General features: G+C 55.6%; 13 protein-coding genes. 4 read left to right on the forward strand and 9 right to left on the reverse strand.

Going from position 1 to position 15,243, the window contains the following annotated elements; translation table 11 throughout:
• Positions 1 to 221 precede the first annotated feature (221 nt).
• Entirely contained in the window at positions 222 to 1,847 is a 1,626-nt protein-coding gene (locus ACR0DX_RS08600) for a PQQ-dependent sugar dehydrogenase (RefSeq protein WP_170352568.1), read from the forward strand.
• Positions 1,848 to 2,462: 615 nt separating this feature from the next.
• Positions 2,463 to 3,788 (forward strand): hypothetical protein, encoded by a 1,326-nt coding sequence (locus ACR0DX_RS08605; RefSeq protein WP_170352569.1) that lies wholly within the window; start codon positions 2,463 to 2,465, stop codon positions 3,786 to 3,788.
• A gap of 7 nt (positions 3,789 to 3,795) precedes the next feature.
• Here ACR0DX_RS08605 and ACR0DX_RS08610 read toward each other — a convergent pair whose 3' ends face one another.
• The 5 genes from ACR0DX_RS08610 to cobS all read right to left on the reverse strand — a co-directional run bounded on the left by ACR0DX_RS08610 (position 3,796) and on the right by cobS (position 9,786).
• Positions 3,796 to 4,137, reverse strand: a complete 342-nt coding sequence (locus ACR0DX_RS08610) for a DUF427 domain-containing protein (RefSeq protein ID WP_170352570.1) — start codon at positions 4,135 to 4,137, stop codon at positions 3,796 to 3,798.
• A 65-nt stretch (positions 4,138 to 4,202) separates the two neighbouring features.
• Positions 4,203 to 5,984: an aminopeptidase P family protein gene (locus ACR0DX_RS08615; protein ID WP_170352571.1), complete on the reverse strand. Its 1,782-nt coding sequence runs from the start codon at positions 5,982 to 5,984 to the stop codon at positions 4,203 to 4,205.
• 60 nt (positions 5,985 to 6,044) lie between these two features.
• On the reverse strand, positions 6,045 to 7,922 hold the full coding sequence (cobT, locus tag ACR0DX_RS08620; protein WP_480845788.1) for a cobaltochelatase subunit CobT: 1,878 nt from the start codon (positions 7,920 to 7,922) through the stop codon (positions 6,045 to 6,047).
• A 92-nt stretch (positions 7,923 to 8,014) separates the two neighbouring features.
• Complete coding sequence (locus ACR0DX_RS08625) at positions 8,015 to 8,359, reverse strand: hypothetical protein (RefSeq protein WP_170352573.1); 345 nt, start codon at positions 8,357 to 8,359, stop codon at positions 8,015 to 8,017.
• Positions 8,360 to 8,802: 443 nt separating this feature from the next.
• Positions 8,803 to 9,786: a cobaltochelatase subunit CobS gene (gene cobS, locus ACR0DX_RS08630; RefSeq protein WP_170352574.1), complete on the reverse strand. Its 984-nt coding sequence runs from the start codon at positions 9,784 to 9,786 to the stop codon at positions 8,803 to 8,805.
• Positions 9,787 to 10,121: 335 nt separating this feature from the next.
• Here cobS and ACR0DX_RS08635 point away from each other — a divergent pair, with 335 nt between their 5' ends.
• Positions 10,122 to 11,027, forward strand: coding sequence for a Hint domain-containing protein (locus ACR0DX_RS08635; RefSeq protein ID WP_170352575.1), 906 nt, complete (start codon positions 10,122 to 10,124; stop codon positions 11,025 to 11,027).
• A gap of 5 nt (positions 11,028 to 11,032) precedes the next feature.
• Here the strand turns inward: ACR0DX_RS08635 and ACR0DX_RS08640 are convergent, their stop codons facing one another.
• On the reverse strand, positions 11,033 to 11,659 hold the full coding sequence (locus ACR0DX_RS08640; protein ID WP_170352576.1) for a J domain-containing protein: 627 nt from the start codon (positions 11,657 to 11,659) through the stop codon (positions 11,033 to 11,035).
• A gap of 108 nt (positions 11,660 to 11,767) precedes the next feature.
• Here ACR0DX_RS08640 and ACR0DX_RS08645 point away from each other — a divergent pair, with 108 nt between their 5' ends.
• Positions 11,768 to 12,022, forward strand: a complete 255-nt coding sequence (locus tag ACR0DX_RS08645) for a BolA family protein (protein ID WP_170352577.1) — start codon at positions 11,768 to 11,770, stop codon at positions 12,020 to 12,022.
• A gap of 67 nt (positions 12,023 to 12,089) precedes the next feature.
• On the opposite strand, the gene ACR0DX_RS08650 is transcribed toward ACR0DX_RS08645, so the two are convergent.
• The 3 genes from ACR0DX_RS08650 to gatB form a co-directional block, all read right to left on the reverse strand.
• Positions 12,090 to 13,115, reverse strand: coding sequence for a hypothetical protein (locus tag ACR0DX_RS08650; protein WP_170352578.1), 1,026 nt, complete (start codon positions 13,113 to 13,115; stop codon positions 12,090 to 12,092).
• Positions 13,115 to 13,534: a DUF4177 domain-containing protein gene (locus tag ACR0DX_RS08655; protein WP_170352579.1), complete on the reverse strand. Its 420-nt coding sequence runs from the start codon at positions 13,532 to 13,534 to the stop codon at positions 13,115 to 13,117. Before ACR0DX_RS08655 ends, ACR0DX_RS08650 begins: the two co-directional genes overlap by 1 nt.
• Positions 13,535 to 13,692: 158 nt before the next feature.
• On the reverse strand, positions 13,693 to 15,204 hold the full coding sequence (gene gatB / locus ACR0DX_RS08660; protein WP_170352580.1) for an Asp-tRNA(Asn)/Glu-tRNA(Gln) amidotransferase subunit GatB: 1,512 nt from the start codon (positions 15,202 to 15,204) through the stop codon (positions 13,693 to 13,695).
• Positions 15,205 to 15,243 lie beyond the last annotated feature (39 nt).

Below are 15,243 nucleotides of genomic sequence, written 5' to 3' on the forward strand. Positions count from 1 at the left end.
GCGTCCTCCGGCTATGGTCGCACGTATTTTGCACGGGATCGTACCAGAAATCATTCAACAGCCGCGTGAACTCATCGTGAGGGCTGCAAGGGTGCAACGCGAGCGATCTTGTTGTGCGCGGCACGGTCTGGTCGGGTTGCTACCGGTTGTGTTTCAGGGTTCTATGTGGCCGAGCAGCGCCAGAATGCACGGCGAAAACAAAAAAATTTTGAGGTCAGGGAATGAAACTGTTTAAGCGGATTTTGACCAGCCCGGTCATCATGGTGACACTTGCTGCATCTGTCGTGCTATTGGTGCTCGAGGTCGAAGAACTGCGTGAAAGCCACTCGGGTATTACGCATACTGCGCCAATTTGGTCATCTGACCGTGTTGCGCAGGTCGAAACAATTTTTGCCGCCTTGAACATGGAAACTTTGGACGTTCCGGTTGAGCGTATTGGAAGCGGAGGCGCACTAACCAGCCTTGGGAACGATCTCGTTCTTATGACACACGAGGGTGGCTTCTTTGAGGTCGGTGGCGAAGAATCGAAACGACTTGACATAGAGGCTCCACCAAACGGGTGGTCTGCCATGCTGGATTTTGAATCTTCTAATCCAGACTACAATTTTGCCCACTATTTCTTTCGATACAATGATGTGGATGTTGTAGACGATCAACTGATCGTTTCTTTCACAGAATGGGTCGAGGGCGAGAACTGTTATCGCACGGCAATCTCGACCGCGCCATTGCAAGGCGCGTCTGCTGAAACTGCCTCAATCAAAGCCGAAGACTGGACTTTGCTGTTCGGGACAGAACCCTGCCTTGCGCCCAACTCCGAAGGTCGCGCGATTCAGGGCCATATGGCGGGCGGACGGTTTCGTGTAGACGCGAATGGCACATTGTACTTGGCTGCAGGTGACTATGCGCAAGACGGAATTTATGCTCCGGTGCCATTGTCGCAAATCCCGGACCAGATGTACGGCAAGGTGATCGCAGTGGATTTGGCCACTGGCGATAGCCGTGTTGTCAGTCAGGGTCATTCGAACATGCAGGGAATAGCGCTGGACCAGGACGGCAAACTTTGGACGGTCGAACATGGCCGGCGCGGCGGGGATGAGCTGAACCTGATCCGCGAAGGCGAGGACTATGGATGGCCACAGGTCTCGCTTGGAACGAGATACAACAAATTGCCGTTACCTGATACGCTGGACTATGGTCGCCATCCCGACTTCCAGCTGCCGGCGTATTCCTGGCTGCCCTCGGTGGCTGTTAGTTCATTGATGTACGTTGATGACTTTCATCCTGCCTGGGATGGGGATTTGATTGCCGGATCGCTGGCCGGGAACAGCCTGTTTCGAATTCGTACCAACGGAGAGAGCATTCTGTTCGCAGAACGTATCCCACTGGGGCTGCGGATTCGATATGTCCATCAACACGGGGACGAGCTTGCATTGTGGACTGATCAGCAAAAAGTGGTCCGTCTAACGGTTGGCGAATTTGATCCCAGTTTCCAATTTGCAGTTTCGAAAATCGGCGATTTGGGGCTGTCAGGACGAAAAGCCAGCGCAGTAGAAACGGCCTTGGATGGCTGTGCGGAGTGTCACGGATTCGGCGTGCTACCCAGCACCAGTGCGCCGTCTTTGGGCGAAGTTTTCGGTCGTCAGATCGCGGGCCTGACCGATTTCGACTACTCGCAGTCATTGTCTGAAGTGGGTGGTAAGTGGACCCGGGACCAGCTTGTTGCGTTCCTTGATAATCCGCTATCCATCGCTGCCGAAACGTCGATGCCTGATCCTTCTCTGGACGACCCCGAAGTGGTAAACGCTATCGTGGATATCCTTATCTCGCTGAGGGAGCAGGCCGAGTGACTTGATACTCTCCCATTTTGGTTTCAACCACTGAGTGTCGCACTCTGGCCGTGGTTACAGAACGCCATGGCCCAGTGTTTTCATTGATTGCCCGGATAAAATCGGCGTTTCACGGGCTGAAACACACTTTGGCTCAACTTTTCTTGATCTAGTTGTTAACTTTCGGTTAATATTAACCAATAGAATTCTGCCCGAGTTCCGCGCTGACCACCTATTTCAACCCTTATTTTGTGCATGGCGTAAGGCTACTCGGCTTTCATATTTTTGAACGACCAAACGAATAACGAACTGTTTTAGCACCAGAACTCATGTGAATGGGAGTGGTTGGTAATGTATTTAAAGAGTTTCGTTCAGCGTCTCTGGCTAGGTTCGAGGGGTGCGGGTTGCGCGCTGCCAGTGCTGGGGTCTGACGCAGATTTGCATGTTGCCAGAAAAGAGTTGGCACCATGACCTTCGCTGAGACTACAACCTCGATGGGCGAGTATCCGCCCTTGGTCCGAATTGCGCTACGCCTGCCTGTCATGGTGAGCCGGTCTATAGAAACTTTTTCAAGTTCTGACCATCTCTTAAATAGCGATGTGCAACGTGCGGCTGTGCTGGAGACGGGGCTGAGTCATGCAAAGCGTTGATATTGCATTGGTCGGAGCAGGGCCCGCGGCATACGCAGCGCTTACAGCTATGCGGGGCTTCTCTGGGTCTGTGGCCGTCGTGACGGGGGCCACCTCCAAGCCTTCTCAGGGTGGGCCGGTCAAGATTGTCTCGGTTGCGTATGAAAGACAACAGCCCGCGTGTCTGGCCGACCGCACCGAAGTATCAGGAGACGCACCGCCGATGTTTGCTGCCGCCGAAGTCGGTGGGCTGGCCAACTACTGGGGTAAACAGCTTCAGGTTTACGACTGCGATGACCCTTGGGGAAGGGGACAGTTTCTGGAAACATGGTGGGACTATTGTGCCGCGTGCGAAGCTGTGCAGCGCGATCTGAAAGTGGTCGGCGGTGCCCGGCACGAGCTTTTAGAGAACGGACTGGAAAAAAGTGTCCCACGTTTGCTGACCGGAACTTCTGAAACTCCCAATGCCGGGCTTCGGACCATGGCCCGCGCAGTCGAGGCGCGCCTCAAAGAGATGCCGAATGTCTCGGTCCGAGCGGGGCGTGTTAGCCGGATCTTGTCGGGACAGGGGATGGTACGCTTGGACCTGGATGATGGAACTCAACTGCGTGCGCGGCACGTGTTTCTAGCTTCGGGAGTTTTAGGTACAGCGAACTTGCTAGCGCGCAGCCTCCCACAAGCATCGCAGATCGGCTTTCGCGACCATGCCCCGTACATCATGAATTGCCTTTGGTTAAGCCGTGCTTTGGGATCGCCGCGCGCTTATGCTGAGGCAGGACATTTTAATGCCCTGACGCTGAAACATAAGGTAGGTGGGCGGTGCGATCTTTTCGCCTCTGTCTATGCCGTCTCACAGGCTCCGATCAGCTTGATAACTGCCACATTTGGTTTGGGCCCCCACTTGCGCGGGCGTCGTATCGGGCGACTTGTAGACTTTGTGCAGCCCATTCGAATCTGGACGCCGACAACTATGGTGCAGCTCAGGCATTTGCCGCGCGAGGGCCGTATCAAAGCAAATAAAGTGCCGGACGCGGGTCAGGACGTTGGCCTGCGCAATTTGTTGGACTGGTTAGCATCGCATGGAGTGCGGCACACACTGGGCGTCACCGCCCCAGGTCAGGGCTTTCATTATCACAAACTTACAGTCGGGGATCGAGATGAGCCTGTAGATCAGGTCGTCGAGTCGGCTTTCGATGGTCGAGTCCGCGTGATTGATGCCTCTTGCCTTCAAGAAATTGGCTGCCCGCCGCACACATTGACAGCGATGGCGCAGGCTTACGGTCGGGTCAGTCAAGATCTGGCGATGGTCGACTTGATGAAAGAGGCGATGTGAGTCCCGCTCAGATTTGTTCAACTTTGACTGAATCGAGCCGATAAAACGCGATATAGCCTTTGATATCGGCCACTTCGGGGATCGGGCTTTCATAGCTCCACGCCGCGTTTTCAGTCACAGAAGATTTATTGACGATCGAGAAGTGCGCGGCGTCACCCTTATGGGGGCAATGCGTGACTTTGTCGGTCTGGTCCAGAAACGCCATCGCAATATCATTGCGGGGGAAATAGATCACCGGGTCCAGATCACCTTCAAGCAGTTCAAGCGCATTTGTGCTTTCGCCCAAAATGGCGCCACCGGAACGGACGCTCCATTTACCCGGTGCTTTGCGAATAGTGATCTTGGTCATCTTACCTCCTTAACCCTTACTGATGTCGGGCTTTTCCTCTGCCTCCGGAATGTAACAGCTGGGTGTCAGATCGGAGCGGTTGCGGCATCCAACCACACTTGCGCGTCCGCGCCCAGCCTTGGTCGTATTTTTTCCGCAACGTCGCGGTGATACGCATTCAGCCAATCACGTTGAGCGTGGGTCAGCATATCGGGAACAATCAATCGACGGTCAATTGGAACGTAGGTCAAAGTGCGCCAGTTCAGCATTGCGCGTTCGGCATCGCCCCCGGGCAAGGTAGGGGCCTGCTGCACCACGACCAGGTTTTCGATGCGAATTCCAAAAGCACCTTCACGGTAATAGCCAGGCTCGTTCGAAAGGATCATACCGGGTTGAAGGGGGACATGGCTGACCTTCGACAGACGCTGAGGGCCTTCGTGCACGCTCAGATACGCGCCGACGCCGTGACCGACGCCATGGTTGAAATCTTGCCCTGCCGCCCACAGCGGGGCCCGAGCCACGCCTTCGATATCGCGCCCAGCCAAGCCCACGGGCCAACGCAGCATCGACATGTCGATCATACCCTTTAGGACACGGGTGAAACAGGCTTTTTCTTCGTCACCTACCTCACCAATAGCGATTGTACGGGTAATATCTGTGGTGCCATCAAGGTATTGACCACCGCTGTCGAGAACCAGAATGTGCCCGTCTTCCAGAAGGCTGTCGGTCTCTTCGGTGACGCGGTAATGCATGATAGCGCCGTTAGGACCGGTGCCTGCAATTGTGTCGAATGAGATGTCCTGCAGCGCGCTGTCCTTGCGCCGGTTCTCTTCCAACCTTGTGACAACCTGCGTTTCAGTGACACTGCCGGGGTTTTGGTCATCCAGCCAGCAAAGCGTCTCGATCACCGCCACTGCGTCGCGCAGGTGTGCCACGGCGCTGCCTTCGATTTCGGCAGGGTTTTTGCAGGCTTTCGGCAGGGCGCAAGGGTCGCCGGCATCGACGATCTTGTCCTGCAAAACGTCAGCTACGATTTGAGGCAGGGTTCCAAGATCAACCTGAATTGCCCCCTGTAACGCGGTAACAGCATCAAGGAACGTTTCAGGCTCGTGAACGCGAACTTGATCACCCAACGACACGCCCAGCTTTTCTTGTGCCATGAACAAGTCAACCTTGGCATCCGAATGCAAAATGGCAAAACCGTGCGCCACAGGGTTGTACCCGATATCCGAGCCCCGAATGTTCAACAGCCACATGATCGAGTCCGGCAAGGTGATCACGGCAGCCGAGTTGCCAGCAGCAGTCAAAGCCTCGGCCAGACGGTTGATTTTGCTGGCGGCGCTTTCACCGGCGAATTCCAGAGGGTGCGCTTTAACCGGGTTCATTGGTGGGGCAGGTTGATCGGGCCATACGCGGTCAACCAGATTGGGGCTGCGAACAAGGTCTATACCGCTGCCTGCGAGGTCTTTGCGTGCGTTGGTGATCTGGCCAGCAGCGTGCAACCAGGGATCAAAACCGACCTTGCCACCATCGGGCAGATTGTCCTTCAACCACGCGCCCAAACTGACCTCGGGCCACGGCACCGGGGTAAAGACCTGGGCGACCTGAGCCTTGACCTGCGTTCGATATCGCCCGTCAACAAACACACCGGCCACGTCGGGCAACACGGCACAAAAACCTGCCGACCCGGTAAAGCCCGTTAACCAAGACAAACGTTCATCCCGCGGGGCCACATATTCGCCCTGATGCGCGTCTGAGCGCGGAATAAGAAACCCGTCCAGCCCGTCTTGGGCCAGCTCTTTTCTGAGAGCGGCCAGCCGCGGAGGTCCTTGTTCCGGTCGTGCGGTCACGTCAAAGGACTGAAACATCTCATACCTCATCGGTTCAGGGTCTTGCCCATTATGTGTTGAGTTTCACCCGGAGCGGCATTAGCCCGCCTTCTTCATCCCCATGATACGGGCGCGGGCACGTGGGTCGCTGTCAAACAACGCGGCCAATTGCTCGGTCATGGCGCCGGCCAGTTGCTCGACGTCTGTAATCGTAACCGCCCGGTCATAATAGCGTGTTACATCGTGGCCAATACCGATGGCCAACAGCTCGACCATCTTGCGCTTTTCGACCATCGCGATCACATCCCGTAGGTGTTTTTCAAGATAGTTGGCCGGGTTTACGCTGAGCGTTGAGTCGTCGACCGGCGCACCGTCCGAAATCACCATCAAAATCTTGCGTTGTTCGCGCCGCATCAGCATCCTGCGATGCGCCCATTCCAGCGCCTCGCCATCGATGTTCTCCTTCAGCAGGCCTTCTTTCATCATCAGGCCCAGATTTGGGCGCGCACGACGCCAGGGCGCATCGGCTCCTTTATAGATGATGTGGCGCAGATCGTTCAAACGCCCCGGTTGCTGCGGGCGGCCGTCATTCAGCCAGGCTTCACGTGCTTGCCCACCTTTCCAGGCGCGGGTGGTAAAGCCCAAAATCTCGACCTTTACGTTGCAGCGTTCCAGCGTTCGCGCCAGAACATCGGCACAGATTGCCGCGATCGAAATCGGTCGTCCGCGCATAGACCCCGAATTGTCCAGCAGCAAAGTGACCACTGTGTCGCGGAATTCGGTGTCTTTTTCCATCTTGAAGCTTAGCGGCGTGGTCGGGTTTGCCACCACGCGTGCCAGACGGCCCGCATCCAAGATGCCTTCTTCCAGATCGAATTCCCAACTGCGGTTTTGCTGTGCCTGAAGACGGCGCTGCAGTTTATTGGCCAAGCGGCTCACAGCGCCTTTTAGTGGCTCCAACTGCTGGTCCAGATAGGCCCGCAGGCGTTCCAGTTCGGCCGGTTCCGCCAGATCTTCGGCTGCGATTTCTTCATCATGCGTGTTCAGATACACTTTGTAATCGGGATCCGCATCCGAGGCAGGTGGCGGGGCCGGAGGTTCAAGCGGAGCCTCACCTTCCGGCATTTCGGCTTCGTCGCCCATCTCATCATCGGCCATCTCGTCCATCGAGACCTGAGCCTGAGACTGATCTTGCTGTTCTTCCTGCGACTGTTCGGGCGTGGCATCGGCGTCCTGCTCTTGCTGGTCGTCGTCGCCTGTGCCGTCCGGATCGGGCTGCTCTTCGGCGTCTTCTTCGGCCTGATCTTCCTGCTCGTCGTCCAGCTCGTCGGGGTCGTCACCCAACTGGTCGCCATATCCCAGATCCTTGATCACCTGCCGCGAGAATTTGGCAAATTCAGCCTGGTCCGAAAGGATATCGTTTAGGTTCTCCAGCGATCCCCCTGCCTGTTCCTCGATAAAAGCACGCCACAGATTCATGATGTTTGCGGCGGCGGGGGGCAGGTCACGACCGGTCGCCAAGTGGCGAATTAGATATCCGGCGGCAACGGACAGAGGCGCATCCGCGGGTTGTTTACACTGGTCATAACCGCGCCGTATCGCTTCGTGGCTGATCTTGACGTCGATGTTGGTGGCCGTGCCCGGCATGTCCCGCGCGCCCATCGCCTCGCAGCGGGCGGTCTCCATCGCTTCGTACAGGTCCCGCGCCATATCCCCCGGAGGCGCATAGCGCGCATGCGTCGCGTCATCGTGGTATCGGCGTTGCAGGGCCAGAGCATCTGCTGTTCCGCGCGCCAGCAAAACTTCTTCTCGTGTCATTCGGCGGCTGACTTGGGGCAAACGCATCGACTCGCCCGACATGCCTGACGGATCAACGGTGTACGAGACGTTCAGCTCGGGGTCGTCGGCCATAACCCGCGTGGCCTCGGCCAAGGCTTTTTTGAACGGATCAGCGGGGTTGTCGTTTGGTTTGCTCATCGGCGGCGGGTCCGGTCTTGTTCTGCCCCGGCAACCTAGAGCCATTCCGGGGGCTTGACCATAGGGGCGATCCGCTTTTCAACATCGCGATCCTAAAGCAATACGGCCCGACACTCCGAGATTCTGCGCGCCAACTGCTGTTCTGCCCCTTCGGCGATGCGCGCGTCGAAGCTATAGTCCATATCGGCCAGCAGGTAGGCGACTTCAACCCATCCGCGCACACGCCACCGTTTGGGCTGGTGTTCTTCGATACCCTCGGACAGCGCCCACGGCAGAACCGCTTCCAGCATTTGGTCGAACTGTTGCTGCAGATTTGCGGCAGGCGCATCTTCGTCCCCGATGCGGGCCCGTTGGCGGGCCGCTAGCGCTTCTAACCGGCCAGAGCAGACAGCAAACAGTTCAGCCCTGTCAGACGTCGTTGTCGGCAATGCGGTCACAGGAGAGGCGAATGCCCAGACAGTTGTTGTTACAATAAGAGGTGTTTTCCAATGTACCATGCATTGGATATAATATGGATGTAATTTGTATAATCAAGGTATATACAAATTACGGTTTCGCCAGTGACCCATCCGCCACAACCGATGGTCATTGATCTCTTTTGGTACAGCATTTATCAGGCGAGGCTACTTGCCTTTTAGTCCTAGGTGTCCTCGGCGCGTTTTGCGGCCGGTTGATTGCTGCAAGTCTCATCTGAGTTTGGCAAGTTCGGCCCTGAACGGGGCCGGGTGGTGCCTGTGAAAAGCCAGTAAGGACAGGTTCTGGTATTTCCAGACAACACTTGCGGCATCATATCGACCATTTTGGTGGGCGGCAGAAACACGACGGCCAGCCTGAGAATTCAGGCTGGCCGTATCTGAATCGTTTGTTCTTTTTTGGGGTGTTAGCCCAAGCTCGCGCTTGCCGCGCTCTCTGGAAGTTCCTCATCAAAGCAGCGCTGATAGAACTCGGCCACGGTCTGGCGTTCCAATTCATCGCATTTGTTCAGGAAGGACAGGCGGAACGCGTAACCAACATCACGGAAAATCTCGGCGTTCTGGGCCCAGTTGATCACTGTTCGGGGGCTCATCACCGTGGACAGGTCGCCGTTCATGAAGGCGGTTCGGGTCAGGTCGGCGACGCTGACCATCTGGCTGACGATCTTGCGACCTTCAGCCGTGTTGTAATGCGGGGCCTTGGACAGAACAATCATCGTCTCGGCGTCATGGCTGAGGTAGTTCAGCGTCGCGACCAGCGACCAGCGGTCCATCTGAGCTTGGTTGATCTGTTGCGTACCGTGGTAAAGGCCCGTCGTATCCCCAAGGCCAACGGTGTTGGCAGTGGCGAACATGCGGAAATACCGGTGAGGTGTCAGAATCTCGTTCTGGTCCAACAGGGTAAGGCTACCGTTGGCTTCCAGTACGCGCTGCAGCACGAACATCACATCTGCACGGCCGGCGTCATATTCGTCAAACACGATCGCGACCGGGTTGCGCAGGGCCCAAGGCAAAATGCCTTCACTGAATTCGGTGATCTGCACGCCATCACGCAGTTTGATCGCATCCTTACCGATCAGATCGATCCGGCTAATATGGCTGTCGAGGTTGACCCGCACCGCAGGCCAGTTCAGACGCGCGGCGACCTGTTCGATATGGGTCGACTTACCCGTGCCGTGATACCCTTGGATCATCACGCGACGGTTGTGGGTAAAGCCCGCCAGAATTGCGAGGGTCGTCTCAGGGTCAAACTTGTAGGTCTGATCAATCTCGGGGACCCGTTCGGTCACTTCATAAAAGCGTTTGACCTGCATGTCGGTGTCGATGCCGAACACGTCGCGAACCGAAATCTCTTCTGAGGGATGTGCATTTGCGTCAATCGGCCAATCCATGCCTGTCGTCCTTATTCCTGGTACCGCAGCCTCGTGCGGGTTTTCGAACCTGTGTTTGGTGCAACATATTGCGGGCAAGGGCAAGGGAAAGAGGTACGAGTTTGAGCTGAGGCGGATGTTTCTTTGAAACTGGCCTTATTGATATGAAACGAAGTCACACTCAGTCTTTTTCTGCCCAGAACTCAATCCTAGAGTTGCTAAAATATGACTGCAAATCTTGGGCCAATGATTTCCTTTCAATGCTTACATTGCAATAGAATTATGTGATGGTTTAATATCGCTAAAAGCCTGCACACAATGAGTTCCCAGTTTAACGTTTCCCGTTTGAGGTTCAAATGGCACTGACAATTTTAGGCCCGACTTCGCTTTCGATTCCCAGTGGGTCGACCTCTGTCGCTCAGCAATACATAGCAACTAAAGCCGGAGCTTCATGGACTGTTGTCGTTTCGGGGACCGGCGGATTAGACGAGTCCGATTACACGGTTTCGATTTCATCAAGCGGACTTTTGACCGTCGAGTTAACTCCGGGAACCTATATTCCGCCAAACACTCAACTTACTCTCGAAATATTTGCCTCCACGGGGCCCGGTAACGGCAATAACGATTCCCTTATCGTGACAGTCTCGCTTCCAGAGGGGACAGTGCCTTGTTTCGTTAAGGGTACTTTGATCGAAACCGAAACGGGCCGCTGCCTCGTGGAAGAACTGTCCGTTGGGGATAAGGTGCGCGTTTCTAGCGGCGAATTGCTACCCATTGAATGGATCGGTGAAAAGACAATAAGCGTCGAAGAATTGAATAGGGCCCCTCGCTTGCGTCCTGTTTGCATTAAAAAAGGAGCGATAGGGAAAGGTTTGCCTGATCAAGATTTGTATGTGTCGCCGCAACACAGAATTGTTCTGGAAGGATGGCGTGCAGAATTCTTGTTTGGTGAGCCCAAGGTTTTCGTCGCAGCTATTCATTTGGTGAACGACAAAACCATTCGCCAGGTGAACGCATGCGAACCCGTAACCTATTTCCACATTGCATGTCATCGGCACGCGATACTGATGTCGAATGGTTTGCCGACCGAAAGTTTATTTCTGGGAGATATGGCGCTGCAGTCTTTTGGCCGTGAAGACGTGGAAGAGCTCTGTATGATTTTCCCCGAAATACGTAATTCCGCAACCGCGAAGGAACAAACGCGGCTGCGTTGCCTCAAGCGACCGGAAGCAGTGGCTCTACGCAATATGTTCGTGCATTAATTCAGCTATTTAAAGTTCCGGCTGTCCTTGATCTGGTCCCAGGCCCAGACAACCTCTTGCAGTTGTTCTTCCTGGCTGCGGTCACCGCCGTTCATATCGGGGTGCAGCACCTTGATCAGCTTCTTATAAGCTTTGCGCACTTCAGCTTTGGTCCAGCTGTCATTGGCCTCCAGAATTTCGATTGCACGGCGCTCGGTGGGGGGCAGGCGGCGGCCGCCGCTGCCTGCGGTGCGGCCTTTGTTTTGCGTGCTGTTTGCACCCAGAACCTGATGGGGGTCTTCAATACCAAGACGGGCCCAGGCGCGGGCCTCGGGGTCACCCATGGGTTTTGTTTCGCGTTCCCAGACCTTGTCTTTGGATCGCTGCGCGTTCAGCTCGGCCTCGGTCGTGCCGTCGAAGAAATTCCACTTCTGGTTATATTCGCGCACATGCTGCTGACAGAACCAAAAGAAGTCATCCAGCACATCCGGCGCTTTGGGGGCGCGGAACTTGCCCGGCTCGTCACAGCCTTCATGGTCACAGATTCGGACCGAGGTCTCGGATGCGCCCGACATCCCCCGACGCCCGCGCGGGTTCTTTTTCTTGGCGCTAGAGACGGACATATCGAATCCAAAGGGGTCTGATTTCGTCATTCTGTGATCCTTAAGAACGCATCTTCTCGACTCGGAGGCAGCAGTTTAGTCTAAGCTGCCGAAAGTAGAAGAGGGGAGGCGGTAAAATTTTTGCCGCTGAGCGTAAAAATGACCGTGACCGACGAAATCCGCACTGCCTTGCAATCCGCCTTTGACCCGCATGAGCTGGAAGTAGTGGATGACAGCGAAAGCCACCGTGGCCATGCGGGCTTTCAGGAAGGTGGCGAGAGCCACTTTAACGTGCGTATCCGCGCGGCTGCGTTCGAAGGCCAATCCCGCGTCGCCCGCCACCGCGCTGTTCACAAGGCGCTGGTGGACATCGTCCCGCGAATCCACGCGCTTGCGCTGGATATAGGTGTATAGTGGTGCGGTCTCGACCGCGTGGGGCGCTTGGAATTCGAGATTGGGTATCCGGCTGAATTCGACTTCGTCAATTCACAGTTACCATGCAAACATCGTGTTTCAACTTCCGCTCTTCAGAGAGATAAACTCTTCGGACCAAAGACATCTTTCCCGGTCTTGAAGCGATTACTTCGAACTCTTCGACGTCAGTTAAGCCAATTTTTAATGGCGTGGTTATTTCAATCGGCGGCAAGTTCTGCGTAAATCTGCCTGAAGAAAAGTTGATGTTGTTTCTGTATTTTGACAGCTCTAATCGTGCTTTGCTACCTTGGCCCAAGGTAAGATTTTTACCCTCAATATCTTTGCAAACTTCAATGAGCTCTGTCTGGTAATCTTGTGTGGTCGAGGTAGTTTTAAACACCTCCACATTGCATATTCCCCCAATTCCTCCAAACTTTGATTGATCTTCTGGGTGCCAAACATAGTTCGCCCAGCCCGGGGATTGTCCGCGCAATTGAATCAGTTCAGTGGTAACTGGAGCGACGGCCAATACAGTCTTGGGAACGCCACTGATTTCGACAAGGTCGTAGGGGGGCTCAAATATCTGAACGTGCCCCGGCGTCAGCGTCTCGACACCTGCAATCTGCTTGAGATCGCATTCGCCAACTTGCGAAGCTATAGGGTCATAAATAGTTGGGTCGAATTGGTTGGCTTTGACCATGCAAATGTGCGCAATCGAGCCATCATCCTGTTTGAATACGAGTTTGGTCTCTGTGCCCGACTTGTTAACAGTTTGGCTGGGCCCCCCTGCCGAATAAACCCCCCGATAAATGCCCGCATAGACGAGCGCACCGTTCCCATGCCGGATGGTTGGGTAAACCGTTAGGTTACCTCCTTCAGTTTCGATTGAGGAATAAAGGACCGGAGGAGTCACCAAGCCAAAGAAGCCAGCAATGACTGTCCCCTCAGCATCAATATTTGTCACGCAGTTAGGATGGGTGTTCGCGCCCGCATCAGCGTGCAGCTGACCGGTGAACATCAAAGTGAAACAAACGCAAAGTGTTGAAATAAAAAAATGTGAAATCAAAAATGTCCGATTGGCAATGCTGTTCATTATTTCTCCGGCGGTGCGTCGTCCGAACTGGGAACTGTTTCCAAGCCCTTCAATGACAGCGGCGGCTCTTGCACCTCTTCCGCAATCGGGGCAGGGGCTACGACCATTTCGGGGCCCGGAACAGGCTGGGCCAAGGGTACGCCTTCGGGCGTTTCTGTCGGGCCGCGTGTGCTGACAAAAGTCACTTCGATTTCGCGCCGGAACACCAGCACGTTGCGCCAGTTCACGGTCGAACTGGTGAAGCCAGCGCGTTCTTCACTGGGTAGAAGTTCCGCGCGCTGATATTCCCAGCCATCCTGTCCCATTTGGTTCAGCACTTGTTCGATCGAGGCCGCAAACCGGCCTTCGGCGGTTTTTGCGCCCTTTGATTTGCCGCTTTTTTGCGGGGCGGGGACAACTTTGTATTCGTAGCGCGGCATCGGATCTTCCTACCTGTTCGTTCCCGGCAATCTAGCATGTTGAGGCCATTGGGAAAGTCTCCTTCGCGCCGTGCCCGGCGTGTGTTGCCCGGACACAGCGCAAAAGAAGGGCGGCAGAGGGGATGCCCTCTGCCGCCTTTGCATCAAATTCAGTTGGTTCAGTCGCCCAGTTTCTTGGCAACCAGCTCGTTCACGGCCTTGGGGTTGGCCTTGCCGCCGGTGGCTTTCATCACCTGACCAACGAACCAGCCCGCCAGTTTCGGGTTCACCTTGGCTTTTTCCACCTGCGCGGGGTTGGCGGCGATGATCTCGTCCAAAGCGGCTTCGATCGCGCCGGTATCGGTGACCTGCTTCATGCCGCGCTCTTCGACGATCTGCGCCGGGTCACCGCCTTCGGTGTAAACGATCTCGAACAGGTCTTTGGCGATCTTGCCCGAGATGGCGTCCGAGGAAATCAGATCGATGATCCCACCCAACTGCGCAGGCGAGACCGGGCTGTCGGTGATGTCATGGTCTTCTTTCTTCAGACGACCGAACAGCTCGTTGATCACCCAGTTCGCAGCAAGCTTGCCGTTGCGGCCTTTTGCGACCTCTTCGAAATAAGCGGCGCTTTCAACTTCGGCGGTCAGGACCGAAGCGTCATAGTCGGTCAGGCCAAACGCCTCAATGAACCGCGCCTTTTTGGCATCGGGCAGTTCGGGCAGTTTGGCGGCGATGTCATCGACCCAGGCTTGTTCAATCTCAAGCGGCAGCAGGTCGGGGTCTGGGAAATAGCGGTAATCATGCGCCTCTTCCTTAGACCGCATCGAGCGTGTCTCGCCCTTGTCGGGATCGTACAGGCGGGTTTCCTGCTCGACCTCGCCACCAGCTTCAACAATAGCGATCTGACGACGGGCTTCGACCTCGATCGCTTGCTGGATAAAGCGCATCGAGTTCATGTTCTTGATCTCACACCGCGTGCCCAGATGCGAGAAGTCCTGCGTCTCCTGGTATTTCTCATACGCGCCCGGCAAACAGATCGACACGTTCACGTCCGCCCGCAGGTTGCCGTTCTGCATGTTGCCGTCGCAGGTGCCCAGATAACGCATGATCTGGCGCAGCTTGGCGATATAGGCGGCGGCCTCTTCGGGGCCGCGAATGTCGGGCCGGGACACGATCTCCATCAGGCAGACGCCCGTGCGGTTCAGGTCGACAAAGGACATATGCGGGTCCATGTCGTGGATCGATTTGCCTGCGTCTTGCTCCATGTGGATACGCTCGATCCGAACCATGCGCGCAGTGCCATCGCCCATCTCGACCAGCACTTCGCCTTCGCCCACAATGGGGTGGTACAGCTGGGAAATCTGGTAGCCCTGCGGCAGGTCAGGATAGAAATAGTTTTTGCGGTCAAAAGCCGATTTCAGGTTGATATCCGCCTTCAAACCTAGCCCGGTGCGCACGGCCTGTTCCACGCAATATTCGTTGATCACCGGCAGCATTCCCGGCATAGCCGCGTCCACAAAGGCCACGTTCGAATTCGGCTCGGCCCCGAACTGGGTCGATGCGCCAGAAAACAGCTTGGCGTTCGATGAGACCTGAGCGTGCACCTCCATCCCGATCACCAGTTCCCAATCGTGCTTGGCACCGGCAATGGTTTTGATTTTGGGCATTTCGTATGTCAGGTCGAGCATGGCGCGCCTCTAATTTCCGCAGAAGTCTAGGCTTGCGTA

The sequence above is a fragment of the Ruegeria sp. D3 genome (genome assembly GCF_056534465.1).

What these genes read in the sequence shown, in the direction of transcription:
- ACR0DX_RS08600 (WP_170352568.1), top strand. Translation starts at nt 222, where the DNA reads ATGAAACTGTTTAAGCGGATTTTGACCAGCCCGGTCATCATGGTGACA.
- ACR0DX_RS08605 (WP_170352569.1), top strand. Translation starts at nt 2,463, where the DNA reads ATGCAAAGCGTTGATATTGCATTGGTCGGAGCAGGGCCCGCGGCATAC.
- ACR0DX_RS08610 (WP_170352570.1), bottom strand. Translation starts at nt 4,137, where the DNA reads ATGACCAAGATCACTATTCGCAAAGCACCGGGTAAATGGAGCGTCCGT.
- ACR0DX_RS08615 (WP_170352571.1), bottom strand. Translation starts at nt 5,984, where the DNA reads ATGTTTCAGTCCTTTGACGTGACCGCACGACCGGAACAAGGACCTCCG.
- cobT (WP_480845788.1), bottom strand. Translation starts at nt 7,922, where the DNA reads ATGAGCAAACCAAACGACAACCCCGCTGATCCGTTCAAAAAAGCCTTG.
- cobS (WP_170352574.1), bottom strand. Translation starts at nt 9,786, where the DNA reads ATGGATTGGCCGATTGACGCAAATGCACATCCCTCAGAAGAGATTTCG.
- ACR0DX_RS08635 (WP_170352575.1), top strand. Translation starts at nt 10,122, where the DNA reads ATGGCACTGACAATTTTAGGCCCGACTTCGCTTTCGATTCCCAGTGGG.
- ACR0DX_RS08640 (WP_170352576.1), bottom strand. Translation starts at nt 11,659, where the DNA reads ATGACGAAATCAGACCCCTTTGGATTCGATATGTCCGTCTCTAGCGCC.
- ACR0DX_RS08645 (WP_170352577.1), top strand. Translation starts at nt 11,768, where the DNA reads ATGACCGTGACCGACGAAATCCGCACTGCCTTGCAATCCGCCTTTGAC.
- ACR0DX_RS08650 (WP_170352578.1), bottom strand. Translation starts at nt 13,115, where the DNA reads ATGAACAGCATTGCCAATCGGACATTTTTGATTTCACATTTTTTTATT.
- ACR0DX_RS08655 (WP_170352579.1), bottom strand. Translation starts at nt 13,534, where the DNA reads ATGCCGCGCTACGAATACAAAGTTGTCCCCGCCCCGCAAAAAAGCGGC.
- gatB (WP_170352580.1), bottom strand. Translation starts at nt 15,204, where the DNA reads ATGCTCGACCTGACATACGAAATGCCCAAAATCAAAACCATTGCCGGT.